The 20,190-nt window shown below is 69.2% G+C and carries 16 protein-coding genes; 11 read left to right on the top strand and 5 right to left on the bottom strand.

Annotated features, from left to right (window positions below; genetic code table 11):
- Window positions 1-150: 150 nt before the first annotated feature.
- The 7 genes from J8I33_RS14835 (at window position 151) to J8I33_RS14805 (ending at window position 9,100) form a co-directional block, all read left to right on the top strand.
- Window positions 151-1,383 (top strand): 3-methyl-2-oxobutanoate dehydrogenase (2-methylpropanoyl-transferring) subunit alpha, encoded by a 1,233-nt coding sequence (locus tag J8I33_RS14835; RefSeq protein ID WP_209937395.1) that lies wholly within the window; start codon window positions 151-153, stop codon window positions 1,381-1,383.
- A gap of 2 nt (window positions 1,384-1,385) precedes the next feature.
- Window positions 1,386-2,426 carry an alpha-ketoacid dehydrogenase subunit beta gene (locus J8I33_RS14830; RefSeq protein WP_124629991.1) on the top strand — a complete coding sequence of 347 codons (1,041 nt, stop codon included), beginning with the start codon at window positions 1,386-1,388 and terminating at the stop codon, window positions 2,424-2,426.
- A gap of 1 nt (window position 2,427) precedes the next feature.
- Window positions 2,428-3,741: a dihydrolipoamide acetyltransferase family protein gene (locus tag J8I33_RS14825; protein WP_209927376.1), complete on the top strand. Its 1,314-nt coding sequence runs from the start codon at window positions 2,428-2,430 to the stop codon at window positions 3,739-3,741.
- A gap of 4 nt (window positions 3,742-3,745) precedes the next feature.
- Entirely contained in the window at window positions 3,746-5,137 is a 1,392-nt protein-coding gene (gene lpdA / locus J8I33_RS14820; RefSeq protein WP_050015140.1) for a dihydrolipoyl dehydrogenase, read from the top strand.
- Between the two features lie 242 nt (window positions 5,138-5,379).
- Window positions 5,380-6,009 (top strand): NAD(P)H-binding protein, encoded by a 630-nt coding sequence (locus J8I33_RS14815; protein ID WP_050015142.1) that lies wholly within the window; start codon window positions 5,380-5,382, stop codon window positions 6,007-6,009.
- A 425-nt stretch (window positions 6,010-6,434) separates the two neighbouring features.
- Window positions 6,435-7,859: a cytosine permease gene (locus J8I33_RS14810; protein WP_050015144.1), complete on the top strand. Its 1,425-nt coding sequence runs from the start codon at window positions 6,435-6,437 to the stop codon at window positions 7,857-7,859.
- Between the two features lie 182 nt (window positions 7,860-8,041).
- Window positions 8,042-9,100 (top strand): porin, encoded by a 1,059-nt coding sequence (locus tag J8I33_RS14805; RefSeq protein ID WP_124655100.1) that lies wholly within the window; start codon window positions 8,042-8,044, stop codon window positions 9,098-9,100.
- 58 nt (window positions 9,101-9,158) lie between these two features.
- Here J8I33_RS14805 and J8I33_RS14800 read toward each other — a convergent pair whose 3' ends face one another.
- A complete protein-coding gene (locus J8I33_RS14800) occupies window positions 9,159-10,115 on the bottom strand; it encodes a LysR family transcriptional regulator (RefSeq protein WP_050015147.1) in 957 nt (318 codons plus the stop codon).
- Window positions 10,116-10,303: 188 nt separating this feature from the next.
- Here J8I33_RS14800 and J8I33_RS14795 point away from each other — a divergent pair, with 188 nt between their 5' ends.
- Genes J8I33_RS14795 through J8I33_RS14785 form a run of 3 tightly spaced genes read left to right on the top strand, consistent with a single transcriptional unit; the run spans window position 10,304 to window position 13,964 of the window.
- Window positions 10,304-11,614 (top strand): MFS transporter, encoded by a 1,311-nt coding sequence (locus J8I33_RS14795; RefSeq protein WP_050015149.1) that lies wholly within the window; start codon window positions 10,304-10,306, stop codon window positions 11,612-11,614.
- Between the two features lie 31 nt (window positions 11,615-11,645).
- Window positions 11,646-12,917: a Zn-dependent hydrolase gene (locus tag J8I33_RS14790; RefSeq protein WP_209937388.1), complete on the top strand. Its 1,272-nt coding sequence runs from the start codon at window positions 11,646-11,648 to the stop codon at window positions 12,915-12,917.
- A gap of 24 nt (window positions 12,918-12,941) precedes the next feature.
- Window positions 12,942-13,964, top strand: a complete 1,023-nt coding sequence (locus J8I33_RS14785; protein ID WP_124595349.1) for a histone deacetylase family protein — start codon at window positions 12,942-12,944, stop codon at window positions 13,962-13,964.
- A 104-nt stretch (window positions 13,965-14,068) separates the two neighbouring features.
- On the opposite strand, the gene J8I33_RS14780 is transcribed toward J8I33_RS14785, so the two are convergent.
- A complete protein-coding gene (locus tag J8I33_RS14780; protein WP_124557252.1) occupies window positions 14,069-15,274 on the bottom strand; it encodes an MFS transporter in 1,206 nt (401 codons plus the stop codon).
- A gap of 492 nt (window positions 15,275-15,766) precedes the next feature.
- Window positions 15,767-16,678 (bottom strand): LysR family transcriptional regulator, encoded by a 912-nt coding sequence (locus tag J8I33_RS14775; protein ID WP_050015155.1) that lies wholly within the window; start codon window positions 16,676-16,678, stop codon window positions 15,767-15,769.
- Between the two features lie 161 nt (window positions 16,679-16,839).
- Between J8I33_RS14775 and J8I33_RS14770 the strand changes: the two genes are divergently transcribed.
- Window positions 16,840-17,760 carry a pyridoxal-phosphate dependent enzyme gene (locus J8I33_RS14770; RefSeq protein WP_089488628.1) on the top strand — a complete coding sequence of 307 codons (921 nt, stop codon included), beginning with the start codon at window positions 16,840-16,842 and terminating at the stop codon, window positions 17,758-17,760.
- A 251-nt stretch (window positions 17,761-18,011) separates the two neighbouring features.
- On the opposite strand, the gene J8I33_RS14765 is transcribed toward J8I33_RS14770, so the two are convergent.
- Window positions 18,012-19,175, bottom strand: a complete 1,164-nt coding sequence (locus J8I33_RS14765; RefSeq protein WP_209937383.1) for a DUF2242 domain-containing protein — start codon at window positions 19,173-19,175, stop codon at window positions 18,012-18,014.
- A 115-nt stretch (window positions 19,176-19,290) separates the two neighbouring features.
- Window positions 19,291-20,184 (bottom strand): LysR family transcriptional regulator, encoded by an 894-nt coding sequence (locus J8I33_RS14760; RefSeq protein ID WP_124629994.1) that lies wholly within the window; start codon window positions 20,182-20,184, stop codon window positions 19,291-19,293.
- Window positions 20,185-20,190 lie beyond the last annotated feature (6 nt).

Here is a 20,190-nt window from a genome sequence, read left to right as displayed (position 1 = left end):
ACGAGCGGCTTGGGCATCGACGCCCGTCGCGGCAAGGCATAGATTTCCAAGGTTGACGTGCTTATCCGCGCGTCAGCTCGCGCGCAGGCCGGCAACCGGCCCGCGCGTTCCCAAACAGCGTGAGACACAATCGAGCGTGGAGACGACACGATGAGCCTGTCAGAGCCATTGCGTCTGCATGTGCCGGAGCCCACCGGGCGCCCGGGCTGCAAGACGGACTTTTCCTACCTGCATCTATCGCCGGCCGGCGCCGTCCGCCGCCCGCCGATCGACGTTGCCGCGGCAGACACCGCCAATCTCGCCCGCAGCCTCGTGCGCGTGCTCGACGACAGCGGCAAGGCCGTCGGCCCGTGGGCCCCCGATCTCGACGATGCACGGCTGATCGCCGGGCTGCGCGCGATGCTCAAGACCCGCATTTTCGACGCGCGCATGATGATCGCGCAGCGTCAGAAGAAAATCTCCTTTTACATGTTGAGCCTCGGCGAAGAGGCGATCGGCACCGCGCACGCGATGGCGCTGCGCGACGGCGACATGTGCTTTCCGACCTACCGGCAGCAAAGCATCCTGATCGCGCGCGACGTGCCGCTCGAGCGGATGATCTGCCAGCTGATGTCGAACGAAGGCGATCCGCTGAAGGGGCGCCAGCTTCCGGTGATGTACTCGGACCGCGAAGCCGGCTTCTTCTCCATTTCCGGCAACCTCGCGACGCAGTTCATCCAGGCGGTTGGCTGGGCGATGGCGTCGGCGATCAAGGGCGACACGAAGATCGCGTCCGCGTGGATCGGCGACGGCGCGACGGCCGAAGCCGATTTCCACACCGCGCTCACGTTCGCGCACGTGTACCGCGCGCCGGTCGTGCTGAACGTGGTCAACAACCAGTGGGCGATCTCGACGTTCCAGGCGATCGCGGGCGGCGAGGGCACGACGTTCGCCGGGCGCGGCGTCGGCTGCGGGATCGCGTCGCTGCGCGTCGACGGCAACGACTTCCTCGCGATCTACGCGGCCTCCAGCTGGGCCGCCGAACGCGCGCGTCGCAACCTCGGCCCGACGCTGATCGAGTGGGTGACCTACCGTGCGGGCGCGCATTCGACGTCGGACGATCCGACCAAGTACCGGCCGAGCGACGACTGGTCCCATTTCCCGCTCGGCGATCCGATCGAGCGCTTCAAGCGTCACCTGATCGTGAAGGGCATCTGGTCGGACGGCGCGCACGACGCGTTGACGGCCGAGCTCGAGGCCGAGGTGATCGCCGCGCAGAAGGAAGCGGAGAAATACGGGACGCTGGCCGACGACCGGATTCCGTCGCCGGCCTCGATGTTCGACGACGTCTACAGGGAGCTGCCCGCGCACCTGCGCCGTCAGCGCCAGGAACTGGGAGCGTGATCATGGCGCAACACGAGACAGGGACGGCCACGCAGCCGATGACGATGATCCAGGCGCTGCGCTCCGCGATGGACGTGATGCTCGGGCGCGACAGCGATGTGATCGTGTTCGGGCAGGACGTCGGCTATTTCGGCGGCGTGTTCCGCTGTACCGAAGGACTGCAGAACAAATACGGGAAATCGCGCGTGTTCGATGCGCCGATCTCCGAAGGCGGGATCGTCGGCGCGGCGGTCGGGATGGGCGCGTACGGATTGCGGCCCGTCTGCGAGATCCAGTTCGCCGACTATTTCTACCCGGCATCCGACCAGATCGTGTCGGAAGGCGCGCGGCTGCGCTATCGCTCGGCCGGCCAGTTCACCGCGCCGATGACGATCCGGATGCCGTGCGGCGGCGGCATCTACGGCGGGCAGACGCACAGCCAGAGCCCGGAAGCGATGTTTACGCAGGTGTGCGGGCTGCGCACGGTGATGCCGTCGAATCCGTACGACGCGAAAGGGCTGCTGATCGCGTCGATCGAGAACGACGATCCGGTGATCTTCCTCGAACCGAAACGGCTGTACAACGGGCCGTTCGACGGCCATCACGAACGGCCCGTCACGTCGTGGCTCAAGCATCCGGCGAGCGCGGTGCCGGAAGGCTACTACACGGTGCCGCTCGATACGGCCGCCGTCGTGCGGCCCGGCAACGACGTGACGGTGCTGACGTACGGCACGACGGTGCACGTGTCGCTCGCCGCGGCCGAGGAGACGGGCATCGACGCGGAAGTGATCGATCTGCGCACGCTGTGGCCGCTCGATCTCGACACGGTCGTCGCGTCGGTGCGCAAGACCGGGCGTTGCGTCGTGGTGCACGAGGCGACGCGCACCTGCGGCTATGGCGCGGAGCTCGTGTCGCTGGTCCAGGAACACTGCTTCTACCACCTCGAAGCGCCGGTCGAGCGCACGACGGGCTGGGACACCCCGTATCCGCATGCGCAGGAATGGGCGTACTTTCCGGGGCCCACCCGGGTCGGTGAAGCGTTGCGACGCGTGATGGAGGCGTGAGATGGGGATTCATGTCATCAAGATGCCGGATATCGGCGAAGGGATCGCCGAGGTCGAGCTGGTGGCCTGGCATGTGGAAGTCGGGCAGACGATCAACGAAGACCAGCCGCTCGCCGACGTGATGACCGACAAGGCGGCGGTCGAGATTCCGTCGCCGGTGACGGGCAAGGTGATCGAACTGGGCGGCCGGATCGGCGAGATGATGGCGGTCGGCAGCGAGCTGATTCGGCTGGAAGTCGAAGGCGACGGCAACCTGAAGGCCGCGGCACCGGTGCGGGAAGCAAAGGTAGCAACCGCACCGGTCGCGGCGGCGGCGCCGGCGAAGCCGGTGGCGGACGTGCCGGCCGAGCCGCCGGTGCAGCCCGCCGCGCATCGCGCACCGGCGAAACCGCGCCGCGACGAACCGGCCGCGCAGCCGCGCGCGGCGCTTGCGCCGGGCGAACGGCCGCTCGCGTCGCCGGCCGTGCGCCAGCGTGCATGGGACATGGGCATCGAGCTGCGCTACGTGCGCGGCACCGGCGAAGCCGGGCGGATCCTGCATGAGGATCTCGATGCGTATGCGCGCACCGGCGGCGGTTCGGCGCGAGGGGCGCAACCGCGCGGTTACAACGAACGCCACGACGAAACCGACGTGCCGGTGATCGGCTTGCGGCGCGCGATCGCGCGCAAGATGCAGGAAGCGAAGCGCCGCATTCCGCACTTCAGCTACGTCGAGGAAATCGACGTGACCGAACTCGAATCGTTGCGCACGGAACTGAACCGCCGCCACGGCGACACGCGCGGCAAGCTCACGCCGTTGCCGCTGCTGATCCGCGCGATGGTGATCGCGCTGCGCGACTTCCCGCAGATCAACGCGCGCTTCGACGACGAAGCGGGCGTCGTCACGCGCTACGGCGCGGTGCACATGGGTGTCGCGACGCAGACGGACGGCGGCCTTACGGTGCCCGTGCTGCGTCATGCGGAAGCGCGCGACGTGTGGTCGATCTCCGCCGAAATCGCGCGGCTCGCCGACGCGGTGCGCGCGAACCGCGCGCACCGCGACGAGCTGAGCGGGTCGACGATCACGATCTCGAGCCTCGGCGCGCTCGGCGGCATCGTGTCGACGCCCGTGATCAATCATCCGGAAGTGGGCATCGTCGGCGTGAACCGGATCGTCGAGCGGCCGATGATCCGCGACGGCGCGATCGTCGCGCGCAAGATGATGAACCTGTCGTCGTCGTTCGATCATCGCGTCGTCGACGGCGCGGACGCGGCCGAATTCATCCAGGCCGTGCGCGCGGTGCTCGAACGCCCGGCGCTGCTGTTCGTGGAGTGAGCCGATGAAGAACGAACACACCACACTGCTCGTCATCGGCGGCGGCCCGGGCGGCTACGTCGCCGCGATCCGCGCGGGCCAGCTCGGCATTCCGACCGTGCTCGTCGAACGCGACCGGCTCGGCGGCACCTGCCTGAACATCGGCTGCATTCCGTCGAAGGCGCTGATCCACGTGGCCGACGCGTTCGAACAGGCGTGCGGTCATGCCGGCGAAGGCGCGCTCGGCATCCGCGTGCGCACGCCCGAGATCGACATCGCGAGAAGCGTCGCATGGAAGGATGGCATCGTCGATCGTCTGACGCGCGGCGTCGGCACGCTGCTCAAGAAGAACGGCGTGCGCGTGCTGCACGGCGAAGCGCGCGTGATCGACGGCAAGACCGTCGAAGTCGTCGGCGGCGGCCATACGGTGCGGATCGGTTGCGAACACCTGCTGCTCGCGACCGGTTCCGAACCGGTCGAGCTGCCGTCGATGCCGTTCGGCGGGCACGTCGTGTCGTCCACCGACGCGCTGTCGCCCGCGACGCTGCCGAAGCGGCTGGTCGTCGTCGGGGCCGGCTATATCGGGCTCGAACTCGGGACCGTCTATCGGAAGCTCGGCGTCGACGTCAGCGTCGTCGAAGCGGCCGAGCGCGTGCTGCCTGCGTACGATGCCGAACTCGTGCGGCCGGTGGCCGATTCGCTCGCGCGGCTCGGCGTGCGGCTGTGGCTCGGCCACAAGGTGCTCGGGCTGGACGCGCACGGCGCGGTGCGCGTGCAGGCAGCCGATGGCGCCGAGCAGACGTTGCCGGCCGACCGCGTGCTGGTCGCCGTGGGCCGTCGGCCGCGCGTCGACGGGTTCGGGCTCGAGACGCTGATGCTCGATCGCAACGGCCGCGCGCTGCGGATCGACGACGAATGCCGCACGTCGATGCGCAATGTCTGGGCGATCGGCGACGTCGCGGGCGAGCCGATGCTCGCGCATCGCGCGATGGCGCAAGGCGAGATGGTGGCCGAGCTGATCGCGGGCCGGCGTCGCGAATTCACGCCCGCGTCGATCCCGGCCGTGTGCTTCACCGATCCCGAGATCGTGACGGCCGGCTGGTCGCCGGACGATGCACACACGGCTGGCGTCGATTGCCTGAGCGCGTCGTTCCCGTTCGCCGCGAACGGGCGGGCGATGACGTTGCAGGCGACCGACGGATTCGTGCGCGTCGTCGCGCGGCGCGACAATCACCTGATCGTCGGCTGGCAGGCGGTCGGGCGCGGGGTGTCGGAGCTGGCCGCGGCGTTCTCGCAGTCGCTGGAGATGGGCGCGCGGCTGGAGGACATCGGCGACACGATTCACGCGCATCCGACGCTCGGCGAGGCGCTGCAGGAAGCGGCGTTGCGCGCGCTCGGACATGCGCTGCATGTCTGACGTAATTGCCTGACGGGGCGCCGCCGGTACGTCACGCACGTATCGGCGGCGCTTGCGGCGTCTGATGAACGTCATGTTGTTTCAGTCGACATTCGGTCGCGCGGGACCGCACCCGACAGCGCCGTAATTTTTCGAGACGAGCGGAGGGTTGTCGGCGCCGCGTCAGCCGACGATCATGTCGATAGCCGGAAACCGGGCCGCTTCGGGTCCGCCAACGCAGGCTCCACACGGAAGCACGGGACATGAAACTGCTGCTCGTCGGCGCGACCGGACTCGTCGGGCGCCACGTTCTCGACGTCGCGCTGGCCGATGCGCGGGTCGACCAGGTGATCGTCCTCGCGCGCCGGCCGTTGACGCCGCATCCGAAGATGCGCGCACTGGAGGTCGATTTCGACCATCTGCCCGACACGGGCGATTGGTGGCACGCGGATGCCGTGATCTGCACGCTCGGCACCACGATGCGGGCCGCCGGCTCGCAGGCGGCCTTCCGGCGCGTCGATCACGACTATCCGCTCGCGGTCGCGCGGCTCGCGCACCGGCACGGCACGTCGACCTACGTGCTGAATTCCGCACTCGGCGCCGATGCTGCGTCGCGCATCTTCTACAACCGCGTGAAGGGCGAGGTCGAGCAGGCGCTCGCCGGCGTCGGGTTCGATTCGCTCACTTACGTGCGGCCGGGCCTGATCGGCGGCAGCCGCGACGAGTTCCGGTTCGGCGAGCGGCTGTTCGCGTTCGCGCTGAGCGCCGCCGCGCCGGTGCTGCCGGCGAAGTGGCGCGTGAATCCCGCGTCGCGGATTGCGCGCGCGTTGCTCGACGCGGCAATCGACGCACGGCCGGGCGTGCAGGTCGTCGCATCCGACCAACTGGTCTGATACGGCGCGGGCGGGTGCGCCCGTCCGGCCATTCGTCTGCGTTTCCGTCGAGCGTGCCGAACTGCTCGGCGAGCGCGGCGTGCACGATGTCCATCCCGGCAGTCATTTCATCCAGCGCCTGACCTTTCATTTTTCCAAAGCCAGACTTGCGGCGAAATCGCCCGGACGTGCACGGATCTCTCGGACGATTTCGAAAATCGATTGATTCCGGGTAATCACCGATATCTCGCAAGTTGTATATACAAGATCATCCGCTGGCAATGTCGGCACACGTCGTGCCGCTTGCGCGCCAGCGTGCAGACCGTGCGTGCGTGGCGCATGCCGGCGATCCACGGCGCCCCGCATCCGTCGAGCCGAAAGGGCGGCTCGCAGCTTCCTGTCCTGTTCAAACCCTGTGTGGTCCTGAGTATTTTGGAGATTGACCCGTGTCAACGAATTCCAGTGGAAAAGCCGGCGGACTGATCGAGGTACGCTCGATCGACTTCATTCCCGACGCCGAGCGCCACGGCGGCCTGCTGAGCCAGTTCACGCTGTGGCTGTCGGCGAACATGCAGATCACGGCCATCGTCACGGGCGCGCTCGCGGTCGTGCTCGGCGGCGACGTGTTCTGGTCGCTGGTCGCGCTGCTGCTCGGCCAGCTCGTCGGCGGCGCGGTGATGGCGCTGCACGGCGCGCAGGGGCCGCAGCTCGGGCTGCCGCAGATGATCTCGAGCCGCGTGCAGTTCGGCGTGTATGGCGCGATGATCCCGATCGTGCTCGTGTGCCTGATGTACATCGGCTTTTCCGCGAGCGGCTCGGTGCTGGCCGGGCAGGCCGTCGCGCAACTGCTGCACGTCGACGACGCGGCCGGCATCCTGCTGTTCGCGGCCGTGATCGTCGTGCTGACCGTGTTCGGCTATCGCGCGATCCACTTCGTCGGCCGGATCGCGAGCGTGGTCGGCATCGTCGCGTTCGTCTACATGTTCGCGCAGCTGTTCGCGAACCACGACGTCGGCGCGCTGCTCGCGAACAAGCATTTCTCGCTCGCGAGCTTCCTGCTCGCGATGTCGCTGTCCGCGTCGTGGCAGATCGCGTTCGGCCCGTACGTGGCCGACTATTCGCGCTACCTGCCGCGTTCGACGTCGTCGGTGGCGACGTTTCTCGCGGTCGGCCTCGGTTCGGTAATTGGCGCGCAGGCGGCGATGGTGTTCGGCGTGTTCGCGGCCGCGCTGGCCGGCAGCCAGTTCGCGCACCATGAGGTGTCGTACATCGTCGGCCTCGGCTCGACGGGCGCCGTGGCCGCGCTGCTGTACTTCAGCATCGCGTTCGGCAAGGTCACGGTGACTGCGCTCAACGCGTACGGCAGCTTCATGTCGATGGCGACGATCGTCAGCGGCTTTCGCGGCAAGGGCGCGGTATCGTCGAAGAGCCGCCTCGTGTACATCTTCGGGATGATCTGCGTATCGACGCTGATCGCGCTCGCGGGCCGTCATTCGTTCCTGAAGGAATTCACCGCGTTCATCCTGTTCCTGCTCGCGTTCTTCACGCCGTGGAGCGCGATCAACCTGGTCGATTACTACTGCTTCACGCGTTCGCGCTACGACGTGCCGGCGCTGTCCGATCCCGACGGCCGCTACGGTCGCTGGAACGTGATGGCGATCACGATCTACGTGGTCGGCATCCTGGTGCAACTGCCGTTCATGTCGACGCACATCTACACGGGGCCGCTCGTCGATGCGCTCGGCGGCACCGACATCTCGTGGATCCTCGGCCTCGTCGTGCCGGCCGTGCTGTATTACGTCGGCGCCCGCGCGTCGCGACGCAGCATTCCCGAACGCCTGATCCTGCCGCTCGAACGCGGCGAGGTCTGACACCGACGTATCACGTCGTTCGTCGGGCCGGTCTGCCGCCGGCCTGAGCGGCCCGACGCGCCGAATCGGCGCGACCGGCAATCGCACCGCACATCCTCTTCGTTATCCGCGATGCCGGCATGGTGGACCATCGTGCCCGGCGTCGTTCCATTCTCCTTTCATTGAATAGCAGGACTAATAAAATGAACGCACGAGGACATCGTTCCTGGGCGCGACCGGTGCATGCCGGTCTTCGGATGGCCGTCGCGGCCGCTTGCGTCGCCGGTTCGGACGCCGCGCTCGCGCAGGACGGCGTCACGCTGTACGGCGTGATCGACGAATTCGCGCAATACGTGAACACGGGCAACGGCTATACGGCCGCGATCAACTCGGGCGGCCAGTGGGGCAGCCGGTTCGGGCTGAAGGGCGGCGAAGAGATCGGCGGCGGCCAGAAGATCGAGTTCGCGCTGGAAAACGGCTTCAACCCGAATGACGGCTCGCTCGCGAGCGCCGGCACGATGTTCAACCGGCAGGCGTGGGTCGGCATCGCGGGGCAGTGGGGCAAGGTGCGCGCGGGCCGGCAGAATTCGCCGCTGTTCAACGACCAGGGCGGGCAGGATGCGTTCGGCGGCGTCACGCAGGCGTCCGGCATGGACAACCTGACCGTGTTCGCATTCCGCACGAGCAATACGCTGTCGTACCAGAGCCCGGAGATAGCCGGTTTCCAGGGCGGGCTGTACTTCGGGTTCGGCGACGCGGGCGGCGTGCGCTCGGCCGGCTCCAGCCGGCAGTTCGACCTGACCTACGAACACGGCCCGTTCGGCGCATTCGTCGCGGGCCAGTGGTTGAAGAACGCCGCGGCGACCACGACGGATCGCACGATCATGGCCGGCGCATCGTACGCAATCGGCAAGGCCACCGTGTATGGCGGGTTCTCCGCGGTGAAGTGGGCCGACCTCGGAATCGATTCGCGCGTGTACGGGCTGTCGGTCAAATATCAGATCAACCCGGCGAACGCTATCGCGCTCGGCTACGCGTACCTGCACGACCAGTCGTCGCAACGCAATAACGCGGACCAGCTCGGACTGATGTACGAGTACGACCTGTCGAAGCGCACGAGCTTCTACGGCGCGCTGTCGTACCTGCGCAACCGCAACCAGGCCGACTACACGCTTGCCGGCGCGGCGAACCCCGGCCTGCCGCTCGCGTACCCGGGCGCGAATGCGCGCGGCGTGCAGCTCGGCATCGTGCATCGCTTCTGACGCACGCGATGCGCCGGGCCGCGTGCGCCCGGCGCGTGCATCGGGCGCACCCGCGTCATCATTTCCCCAGCCGCTCCGCGAGCGAGTAGCGCTGCATGCAGCGCTCCATCGCGTCGAGAAACGCATGCTCCGCCGCATTCATCTTGCGGTCGCGATGCCACAGCAGGAACACGTCGACATCGACGAGCCCATCGTCGGGCGGCAACCGCCACAGCCGTTGCTGCGCGATGTCGTCACGTACGATGTGCTCGGGCAGGCAGCCGATGCCATAGCCCGCGAAGATCAGCCGCCGCACTTCGTCGAGGCTCGGCGACGACGCGACGATGCGCCCCGTGAAGCCCTTCTGGTCGCGAAACACGGTGAGCGGCGACAGGCTGTCGCCGATCTGGTCGCTCGTGAACGACACGAAATTCTCCGCGAGCAGATCGTCCATCCGCAATTGCGTCTGCCCGAACAGCCGGTGATGGCGGCCGCAGTAGATCGCATAGCGCTGGCGCAGGAAGCAGCGCATCTCCAGCTTGTCGTGCGGCGTGCGGCACAGGCCGAGCCCGGCCGTGGCCGTCTTCTGCAGCAGCGACGACAGGATGTCCGACGAACGCATCACTTCGATCTGCAGATCGATACGCGGATACGCGCGATGGAAATCCGCGAGGAATTCGTCGTAGACGGGCGATTCGATGCGGCTCACCGTCAGCAGCCGGATCGAGCCGGTCAGGTCGGCGGTGCTGTCGTCGATTTCGGTTTCGAGGCGCGAGATGCCGCCGTAGATGTCGCTCGCGATCCGGTACACGGCTTCGCCGGCCGGCGTCGGCGCGAAGTGCGCGCCGCGCCGCTCGATCAGCCGGCGCTCGAGCGTCTCCTCGAGCCGCCGCAGCGCCTGGCTCACGGCCGGCTGCGTGACGTGCAGGCGCGCGGCCGCGCGGCTCACGCTGCGCTCCTGCATGATCACCAGATAGGTGCGCAGCAGGTTCCAGTCGAGGCGATCGTTGAGGAACGGGGCGAGGTCGGGGCGCATCGGGTCTCCGGGCAGGCGGCGGCAGGCATTAGTTGAATTTATATAGAGAATAATAACTTGAAATTTGACTAATGATTTGCGGCCACCGATAAAGGAGGGGCGCCGCAGCGTGCGGCGCGAGGCCGCGACAGACGGCCGTCCTCACGATAGTGCGTGCCGCTCCGCCGCGGCGCGCGTCAGGAGCCCGCATGACTCAGTCCCTTCCTTCCGCCCGCCAGCCGGCACGCGCCGCGACGGCCGCGTTCATCGGCACGATGATCGAGTGGTACGACTTCTACATCTACGCGACCGCGGCCGCGCTCGTGTTCGGCGAACTCTATTTCCCGTCGCACGACCCGTTCGTCAGCACGATGGCGTCGTTCGCGACGTTCGCGGTCGGCTTCTTCGCGCGTCCGCTCGGCGGCGTGATCTTCGGCCATCTCGGCGACCGCATCGGCCGAAAGAAGGCGCTGATGACGACGTTGATGATGATGGGCGTCGCGACCGTCTGCGTCGGGCTGCTGCCCGCCTATTCGAAGGTCGGCGTCCTCGCGCCGGTGCTGCTCGTCGCGCTGCGGGTCGTGCAGGGGATCGCGGTCGGCGGCGAATGGGGCGGCGCGGTGCTGATGGCGGGCGAGCATGCGCCGCAGGGGCGCCGCACGTTTTTCGCATCGTTCGCGCAGCTCGGCAGCCCGGCCGGGCTGATCCTGTCGCTGATCGCATTCCGCGCGGTCACGTCGATGGACAAGGCCGACTTCCTCGCGTGGGGCTGGCGCCTGCCGTTTCTCGCGAGTTCGGTGCTGCTCGTGGTCGGCATCCTGATCCGGCTCGGCGTGAACGAGTCGCCGGAGTTCGCGCGGGTCAAGGAAGCGAACCGCACGGTGAAGCTGCCGGTCGCGGAAGTGTTCCGTTCCGCGTCGGGGCTCGTGCTGCTCTGCATCGGCGCGAACACGATCGGCATCGCGGGCGTCTATTTCACGAACACGTTCATGATTGCGTACACGACGCAGTACGTCGGCGTGTCGCGCTCGCTGATCCTCGACAGCCTGTTCGCGGTCGCGATCATCCAGTTCTTCGCGCAGCCGCTCGCCGCGTGGATCGCCGAGCGCATCGGCGGCGCACGCTTCCTGAAGCTCGCGGCGCTGCTCGCGATGCTGTCGCCGTATCCGATGTTCATGCTCGTGCAGGGCGGCACGTCGGCGTCGCTGATCGCCGGCATCGCGCTCGCCGTCGTCTGCATGGCCGGCTTCTATTCGGTGATCGCGGGCTTCGTCAGCGACGTGTTTCCCGCCCACGTGCGCTATTCGGCGATCTCGCTCGCTTACCAGATTTGCGGCGCGATCGCGGGCGGCCTGACGCCGCTCGTCGGCACGTGGCTCGCGCATCGCTTCACGGGCCAGTGGTGGCCGCTTGCGGTGTTCTACACGTGTCTCGCCGGCATCTCGCTGCTCTGCATCGTCGCGCTCGACGCGCGCCGCGCCGCGCAGCCGGCCGCCGCCGAAGCGCTCGGCTCGCATTGAACCTCAACGAACGAATCGATCCGGAATCCCAATGAACGACCTGCTGGAAATCGACGGCGCCCGCCTGTGGCAGAGCCTGGCCGACATGGCGCGCGTCGGCGCGACGCCGCGCGGCGGCGTGCGGCGTGTCGCGCTCACCGATGACGACCGGCGCGGGCGCGACCTGTTCGCGCAGTGGTGCCGCGACGCGGGGCTGACGGTGAGCGTCGATGCGGTCGGCAACCTGTTCGCGCGTCGCGACGGCGCCGATGCGCAGGCGGCTCCCGTGCTGATCGGCAGCCATCTCGACACGCAGCCGGAAGGCGGCCGCTTCGACGGCGTCTACGGCGTGCTCGCCGCGCTCGAACTCGTGCGCACGCTGAACGACGCGGGCATCGCGACCGACAAGCCGCTCGAGATCGTGTCGTGGACCAACGAGGAAGGCGCGCGCTTCGCGCCGGCGATGCTCGGGTCGGCCGTGTTCACCGGCGCGCTGCCGCTCGACGACGCGCTCGCGAAGCGGGACGCCGACGGTGTCACGCTCGGTGCGGCGCTCGACGCATGCGGCTATCGCGGCACGCGCGCAGCGGGCGGTGCGGTCGACGCGTATTTCGAGGCGCATATCGAACAAGGGCCCGTGCTCGAGGCGAACGGCACGACGATCGGCATCGTCACGGGCGGGCAGGCGATCCGCTGGCTCGACGTGACGGTGACGGGCGTGGCCGCGCACGCCGGCACGACGCCGATGCCGTATCGCAAGGACGCGTATTTCGCGAGTGCGCAGATCGCGCTCGAACTCGAACGGATCGTCGCCGCTTATGCACCGCGCGGGCTCGCGACGATCGGGCAGGTCGGCATCCGCCACGCATCGCGCAACACGATTGCCGGCGAGCTGACGTTCACGGTCGACCTGCGTCATCACGACGATGCCGAAGTCGATGCGATGGAGCGCGACCTGCGCGAGGCGTGCGCCCGCATCGCCGCCGCGCGCGGCGTGCAAGTGGCGATCGACACATGCTGGCGCAGCCCGGCGACGCCGTTCGATCGCGATTGCGTGGGGCTGGTGGCGCAGGCCGCGGCCGCGTTCGGCTACACGCACGAGCGGATCGTGAGCGGCGCCGGCCACGATGCGATCCTGCTCGCGCGTCGTTTCCCGACCGCGATGGTGTTCATTCCGTGCGTCGACGGCCTGTCGCACAACGAAGCCGAGGATGCGTTGCCCGACGACGTGACGCGCGGCGCGAACGTGCTGCTCCATGCGGTGCTCGCGCGCGCGGGCATCGCGGCGCGCATCGACGCGGCGGCCGCCGCGCACGGCGCCTGATCCGGCGAATCGACGAGGACTACGATGAAAACCTATTTCCATCCCGAACAACTGCTGCACCATCCGCGCAGCTACCTGTCGCGCGGCCAGATGCGCGAACCGCAGGAAGTGCCCGAGCGCGCGGCGCGGCTCGTCGCGGCCGTCCGGTCGCTCGACTTCGACGTGCGCGAGCCGGCCGACCGCGGCACCGCGCCGATCGCGGCCGTGCACGACATGAACTACCTGCGCTTTCTCGAGGACGCGCACCGCGACTGGAAGCAGATGCCCGACGACTGGGGCGACGAAGTGATGTCGAACGTGTTCGTGCGCGATCCGAACCCGTTGCGCGGCGTGCTCGCGAAAGCCGCGCGCTATCTCGCCGACGGCAGTTGCCCGGTCGGCGCGAACACGTGGCGCGCGGCGTACTGGTCCGCGCAGGGCGCGCTGGCCGCGGCGGCCGACGTCAACGACGGCGCACGCGAAGCCTACGCGCTGTGCCGGCCGCCCGGCCATCATGCGCGCCGCGACGCGGCCGGCGGCTTCTGCTACCTGAACAATGCGGCGATCGCCGCGCAGGCGCTGCTCGGCCGCCATCGCCGCGTCGCGATCCTCGATACCGACATGCATCACGGGCAGGGCGTGCAGGAGATTTTCTACGGCCGCGACGATGTGCTGTACGTATCGATTCACGGCGACCCGACCAACTTCTACCCGGTCGTCGCGGGCTACGAGGAAGAGACGGGCGCGGGCGCCGGCGACGGCTTCAACCTCAACCTGCCGATGCCGCACGGCGCGCCGGAGTCGACGTTCTTCGCGCGGCTCGACGACGCGCTGCGCGCGCTCGCGCGGTTCCAGCCCGATGCGCTCGTGCTCGCGCTCGGCTTCGACATCTACAAGGACGATCCGCAATCGCAGGTCGCGGTCACGACCGACGGGTTCGGCCGGCTCGGCCGCGCGATCGGCGCGCTCGGGTTGCCGACGGTGATCGTGCAGGAAGGCGGCTATCACCTCGAGAGTCTCGAGGCGAACGCGCGCGCGTTCTTCGGCGGGTTCGCCGCGGGACGCTGATCGGGCCGTCGGAACCGGACCGCGCGCCGGAAACGACAACGGCCGCATGGCGCGGCCGTAAAAATGCGTGCGGACGGTTCCCGGTAGTCCGGGCTTCCCCGCGCTTACGAATTCGCGGTGGCCGGCGAGCGGCGGCGCTGCGTGACCTGCAGCATGACGAGGGCGAGCCCGGCGGCGGCGATCAGCGCGCCGACGAGCGGCACCGCCGCGTAGCCGAACCCGGCCGAGATCGCCGCACCGCCGGCGGCGGCGCCGACCGCGTTGCCGAGGTTGAACGCGCCGATGTTGACGGCCGACGCGAGGCCCGGCGCTTCATGGGCCGCGCGCATCACGCGCATCTGCAGCGGCGGCACGACCGCGAACGTCGCGATCCCCCAGACCAGCAGCGTGACGGCGGCGCCCGCGTGGGTCGCGGCGAGCAGCGGGAACGCGGCCATCGTCGCGATCAGCAGCAACAGGAAGCCGATCAGCGTACCGTCGAGCGAGCGGTCGGCGAGGCGCCCGCCCGCGATGTTGCCGATCGAGAAGCCGACGCCGATCAGCACGAGCATCGCGGTCACGAAGCCGGGCGTGGCGCCCGTCAGGTGGGCGAGCGTTGGCGCGACGTACGTATAGAGCGTGAACATCGCGCCGGCGCCGAGCACCGTCGTCGCGAGCGCGCCGAGCACGACCGGGCGCGTGAGCACGGAGAGTTCGGCGCGCAGGTCCGGCATCTTGCCGGCTTCGCCCTTCGGCAGCGCGGCGAACAGGCCGGCGATCGCGACCAGGCCGAGGCCCGCGGTCGCCGCGAACGACATGCGCCAGCCGATCATCTGGCCGAGCCAGGTCGCGGCCGGCACGCCGCCGACGTTCGCGATCGTCAGCCCCATGAACATCGTCGCGACCGCGCTGGCCTGCTTGTCGCGCGGCACGAGGCTCGCCGCGACCACCGAGCCGAGCCCGAAGAACGCGCCGTGGTTGAGGCTCGTCACGAGGCGGGCGAGCAGCAGCGTCGTGTAGTCCGGTGCGGCGGCCGACAGCAGGTTGCCGATCGTGAAGATCGACATCAGCGCGATCAGCGCGGAGCGGCGCGACCAGCGCGCGAGCAGCAGCGTCATCAGCGGCGCGCCGACCATCACGCCGATCGCATATGCGCTGATCAGCATGCCGGCTTGCGGAATCGACACGTGCACGCCGTCGGCGATCACGGGCAGCAGGCCCATCGGCGAGAACTCGGTGGTGCCGATGCCGAACGCGCCGGCGGCGAGCGCCAGCAGCGGCAGCGCGGCGCTGCCGCCCGGACGGGACGGAGAGGAAGTCGTGGGGTTCACGCGGCGGGCTCCTGTAAGCGGGGGACAACGGCACGAAGCCATTGAGGACAGCCCGAAGTGTGCCTGCATTACTTTTGCGGAAAAAGCCGCATCCGGACGAAATTATCTTGATTTCATGTCAATAATGCGGCGTGTGTGGGGCGTGACTCGACGCGCAACAGGAAAAAAGCCCCGACCACAGGGGGTCCGTGGCCGGGGCGGAAACGCATCCTCTCTTTGGCACGAGGAATTGGATGCGCGGGCAGTATATTTCGGGCCAGGACGATTCGAATCGGCGTTAAACGGCCGTTTTTGGTGTCAATTTGAAAATAGCGGCGTCGTGACGCCGTCCGTCGGCGTTCTGAAAGATTTTTCGGTGGCACGGCGGCGTCGTTCAGTGCTCAAAAACAGCGAAAACGGCGAAAACGGCGAGATCGCGGAGGGCGATTCCGTCCAGCGGCCGGCGCTGCAAGTTGCATCGCCCGATCGCGCGGCGAGGCATCCGGCGTACGTTCAGCCCGGTTCGCCGGCCGCGTCGCGGACCGCCGCGAGAAACCGCGCGACGACGGGCGACGGGGCCGCCGCCGCGCCGTCGAACACGAACTCGATGTCGAAGCGGCTCGCGAGCGCGTCGAGCGCGACGAGCCGGACCGTGCGCGGGCAGGTCGGCGACGCGCTTTCCGGCACGAACGCGCAGCCCATGCCGGCCGCGACGAGGCCGATCAGCGTCGGGATGTCGCTGCCGACCTGCGCGATGCGCGGCGTGAAGCCGGCCTGCTCGCACTGCGTCATCAGGAACCGGTGGTGCGCGGCGGAGCGCTGCGCATCGAACCAGACGAACGGCTCGTTCGCGACGTCGGCCAGCGTGCGCGGCGCGACGAAGCGGCCGCCCGGCGGCGCGGGCATCGCGAGCACGAAGCGGTCGCTCAGCAGCCGCACGCCCGTCAGGTGCGGCGCTTCCTCGCGACGCCACGCCATGATCCCGGCGTCGAGCTGGCCGCGCATCAGCGCGCTCGCCTGTTCGGCCGACAGCATCGGCGCGATCGACAGTTTCACGTCCGGGCACGCATCGCGAAACGCCTTGAGGACGTTCGCGACCACCGGCAGCGGCAGGCAGTTCGGCAGCGCGCCGAGCCGCAGTTCGCCGAGCTGGCCGGCCGCGCTGCGCAGCGCGCGCTCGCGGCTGTCCTGCAGCATCGCGAGCAGGCCGGTCGCATCGTGCAGGAAGCTCGTGCCGGCCGCCGTGAGCGTGACGCCCGTCGCGCGACGAATCAGCAGCGGCGTGCCGATCGCGTCCTCGAGTTCGCGGATCTGTCGCGACAGCGCGGGTTGGACGATGCCGGCCGCACGGGCGCCGGCCATCACGCTGCCGGCCTGGGCGACGGCGACGAAGTAGCGCAGGTGACGCAGTTCGATCTGGCGCATGCGGTGTCGGGTCTGATGTGTGGATATGCCTGTGAAGCATAGCAAACGCCATTCGATGGTATTGGAAAGCATGGCGGGCCTGCCGTACGATGACCGTCATTGCCGAATGCGCGTCGTTGCGCGTCGTGTGCGTGTCCTCCGTCCTCATTGCGTTCCGTCCCATGCCGCTTCATATCCCGACTCCTTATATCCGCTCGCCGATCGCATCCCGCCGGCTCGGTACGACCATCCGGCTGAAGCTCGAGGCGCTGCAGCCGTCGGGTTCGTTCAAGCTGCGCGGCATCGGCGCCGTCTGCGAGGCGCGGCACGCCGCCGGTGCGCGGCGATTCGTGTCGTCGTCGGGCGGCAACGCGGGCATCGCGGTCGCGTACTGCGGCCGCGAGCTCGGCGTGCCGGTGCGCGTCGTCGTGCCGGAAAGCACGTCGGCGCGGGCGCGCGAGTTGATCCGCGTCGAAGGCGCGGAACTCGTCGTGCACGGCGCGAGCTGGGCCGAGGCGAACGCGTTCGCGCAGTCGGCGCTCGACGCGCACGACGCGTTCGTGCATCCGTTCGACGATCGCGTGCTGTGGCAAGGCCACGCGACGATGATCGACGAGATGGCGGCGGCCGGCCCGAAGCCCGACGCGGTCGTGCTTGCTGTGGGCGGCGGCGGTCTGCTGTGCGGCGTGCTGGAAGGGCTGGCGCGCAACGGCTGGCACGACGTGCCGGTCGTCGCGGCCGAGACGGAAGGCGCCGACTGCTATGCGCGCTCGGTCGCGCAGGGGCGTCCGGTCGAACTGGCGGCCATCTCGAGCATCGCGACGACGCTCGGCGCGAAGCGGCCGTGCGACGCGGCGGTCGAATGGGCGACACGCCACGCGATCCATCCGGTCGTCGTGTCCGACGCCGACGCGGTGGCGGCGTCGCTGCGGTTTCTCGACGAACACAGGATCGTCGTCGAGCCCGCGTGCGGCGCGGCGCTGGCCGCGCTGGAGCGGCCGGTGCGGGTGCTCGCGTCGGCCGCGGACATCGCCGTGATCGTCTGCGGCGGGGTGGCCACGACCGCCGAGGATCTGCAGACGCTGCGCGCGACGTTGCGGTAGGCGAGTGCGCGGGTGAGCAGCGCACTCGCGAGACGGCGGATTGCTTGCGATTGTCGCGCGCGGTGACGGCGGGTCTGGCGCGTGCATGGCGAACCGCCACGCGTCCACGTTGCCTTACCGTCAATCCCGCGCGACCATGCGCGGTCGGCGCACGGCCGGATGGGCGGAAACGACTTCAGGAACGTTGCGGAAGGGGGGCGAGTCGTCGCGCCGCGCCGCATGCGGCCGGGCGCGACGATACGGGAGCGCGATCAATTCGCGATGGGTGCGCTCGCGCCGGACGGCGTGGACGATGCGACGGGGTTGGCGGTAACCGGCGCAGGCGATGCGCTTGACGGCGCCGATGCCGATGCGGGCGTGGATGCCGCTGACGAAGGCGCGGCCGAGGACGACGACGGCGTAGCGGTGGCCGCGGCTGTTGCCGGCTCCGACAGAGCCAGGGGCGGGGAAACCGGCGCGGCCGTCGAACCGGAGGTCGACGAAGGTGCCGGCGCGGTTGCCGGACCGGAAACCGGCTTAGGCGCCGAAGCTGGCGCAGCAGACGAAGCGGGAGCCGGGGTCGATGCAGGCGCCGGGCCGGCAGCCGAAGCAGGCGCAGGCGCAGGCGCAGAAGCGGCCGCGGGTGCCGCCCCCGAAGCCGGCACCGGCCCGGACGCCGCCGTCGGCGCCGCGACGGCCGATGCCGCGGCCGGCACGGCATTCGCGCCCGACCCCGGCGCGACACCCGTCGCCGACAGCGGCACCGGCGCCGCGGGCGGCGTCGGCACGACCGGCGTCGTCATCTTCATCGGTTCGCCCTGCGGCGTCGGCGCGGGCTCGGGCAGCGGCGCGACGGGCTCCTTCTCCGCGGCCTTCACGGTCGCGCGGTCGCGGCGCGCCGGGTCGATCTTCAGGAAATGGTCGACGAGCGTGAAGAAGCGTTCATAGAACACGCCGGCGGGAATCGTCTCGCTCGCGGTCTTGACGAGCGCGTCGTCGCTGGACCCGATCGGCAGCGACAGCGAGCCGAACACGCTCAAGCCCACGCTGGCCGACGTATTCGATTTCTTCAGCGTATAGCGGTCCTGCACCGCGTTCACGTACGCGATGCTCGACGCGCCGTCCGCCGTCGCGTCCGCGCACACGACGTGAAACTCGATCACGACGTGCATGTCGTTGCTCGGCTGGAAATTCTTGCTGCCGTCGACCGCGTCGTTGCGCGACGACGACACCACGTAGCCCTGGCTCAGCAGCGCGCGCCGGGCGGCCTCGCAGGCCGCGTCGGATTTCGAGTGGAACGTATGCGCATACGGGCTGCTGGTCGCGTCGAACTGTTCCTGCTGGTAGATCGGCTTGGGCGGCGACGAGCATGCCGCCAGCACGGTCGCGGCCGCGAGCGCGCACGAAACGGAAAACAGGCGAAATCGGTTGTGCATGGCGTCTTTCAGAAGGCTCGGCGAGAGGCGGCGCAAGGGGAGTGCCCGGATTGATGCGGCGCACATCTCGTATGGCCGGGGCGACATTATAGTTTCGTTTGGTGTCGCGCTCGCTTCAGTCGGCCGGCGCGCCGCGCGCCGCGGCCAGCAATTGCGCCGTCAGCGGATGATGTTCGCCGCGCCGCGAGCGGATCGCGTGGATCTCCTCGGTCACGTCGCCCGCGCGCCCGAGCCGCCTGAGCCCGCGCAGCAGCGACGCATCGTTCGCGCCCAGTTCGCTCAGCGGAAACACGCCGAGGCCGCGCGCCGCGAACACGGCCATCAGCGCGCTGTCCTCGAACTCGCCGGCCACGCGCGGCACGATCCGCGCGCTTTCCAGCCACAGGTCGAGACGCGCGCGCAATGCCGAATGCGCAGTCGGCAGCAGCACCGGCAGCTCGGCCAGGCAGTGCGGAAAGCGCTGCCGCGCGGCCGGCGTGACGAGCGCCGCGGGCCCGTACCAGTCGACCGGCGACGCGACGAGCCGCTCGCTCGTCACGCGCAGGTTCGACCCGGACGGCGCACCCTGGCCGGCCAGCACGAGATCCAGCTGATGCAGCGCGAGTTCCGCGAGCAGCGCGTCGTGCTCGCCTTCGTGGCACAGCAGCCGCAGCGTGGGCGTGTCGAGCACCGGGGCCAGGATTGCGTGCGCGGCGAGCTTGGAGATGCCGTCCGCGAGGCCGACCGCGAGCCGCACGGTCGGCTGGCTGGCCGCCGCGCGCACGTCGTCGGGGATCAGCCGGCCCATCTCGAAGATGATTTCCGCGCGCGCAAAGGCGGCCTGCCCGGCGTCGGTCATCGCGACGCCGCGCCCGGCCGGGCGCAGCAACTGGTGGCCGAGCGCTTTCTCCAGCTCGCGCACCTGCGCGCTGATCGTCTGCACGGCCATGTCCAGCCGGCCGGCCGCGCGCGCGAAGCCGCCTTCCTTCACGACGACCCAGAAATAGTACAGATGGCGAAAATTCAGCATCGGCGC

Source organism: Burkholderia sp. AcTa6-5 (genome assembly GCF_017815075.1).
Lineage (GTDB): Bacteria > Pseudomonadota > Gammaproteobacteria > Burkholderiales > Burkholderiaceae > Burkholderia > Burkholderia sola.
The sequence above is the reverse complement of the archived record's forward strand: the minus strand, read 5'-3'. Positions and strand labels throughout refer to the sequence as shown.

Coding starts and splice junctions, on each gene's coding strand:
- J8I33_RS14835 (WP_209937395.1), top strand. CDS start 151: ATGAGCCTGTCAGAGCCATTGCGTCTGCATGTGCCGGAGCCCACCGGG.
- J8I33_RS14830 (WP_124629991.1), top strand. CDS start 1,386: ATGGCGCAACACGAGACAGGGACGGCCACGCAGCCGATGACGATGATC.
- J8I33_RS14825 (WP_209927376.1), top strand. CDS start 2,428: ATGGGGATTCATGTCATCAAGATGCCGGATATCGGCGAAGGGATCGCC.
- lpdA (WP_050015140.1), top strand. CDS start 3,746: ATGAAGAACGAACACACCACACTGCTCGTCATCGGCGGCGGCCCGGGC.
- J8I33_RS14815 (WP_050015142.1), top strand. CDS start 5,380: ATGAAACTGCTGCTCGTCGGCGCGACCGGACTCGTCGGGCGCCACGTT.
- J8I33_RS14805 (WP_124655100.1), top strand. CDS start 8,042: ATGAACGCACGAGGACATCGTTCCTGGGCGCGACCGGTGCATGCCGGT.
- J8I33_RS14800 (WP_050015147.1), bottom strand. CDS start 10,115: ATGCGCCCCGACCTCGCCCCGTTCCTCAACGATCGCCTCGACTGGAAC.
- J8I33_RS14795 (WP_050015149.1), top strand. CDS start 10,304: ATGACTCAGTCCCTTCCTTCCGCCCGCCAGCCGGCACGCGCCGCGACG.
- J8I33_RS14790 (WP_209937388.1), top strand. CDS start 11,646: ATGAACGACCTGCTGGAAATCGACGGCGCCCGCCTGTGGCAGAGCCTG.
- J8I33_RS14785 (WP_124595349.1), top strand. CDS start 12,942: ATGAAAACCTATTTCCATCCCGAACAACTGCTGCACCATCCGCGCAGC.
- J8I33_RS14775 (WP_050015155.1), bottom strand. CDS start 16,678: ATGCGCCAGATCGAACTGCGTCACCTGCGCTACTTCGTCGCCGTCGCC.
- J8I33_RS14770 (WP_089488628.1), top strand. CDS start 16,840: ATGCCGCTTCATATCCCGACTCCTTATATCCGCTCGCCGATCGCATCC.
- J8I33_RS14765 (WP_209937383.1), bottom strand. CDS start 19,175: ATGCACAACCGATTTCGCCTGTTTTCCGTTTCGTGCGCGCTCGCGGCC.
- J8I33_RS14760 (WP_124629994.1), bottom strand. CDS start 20,184: ATGCTGAATTTTCGCCATCTGTACTATTTCTGGGTCGTCGTGAAGGAA.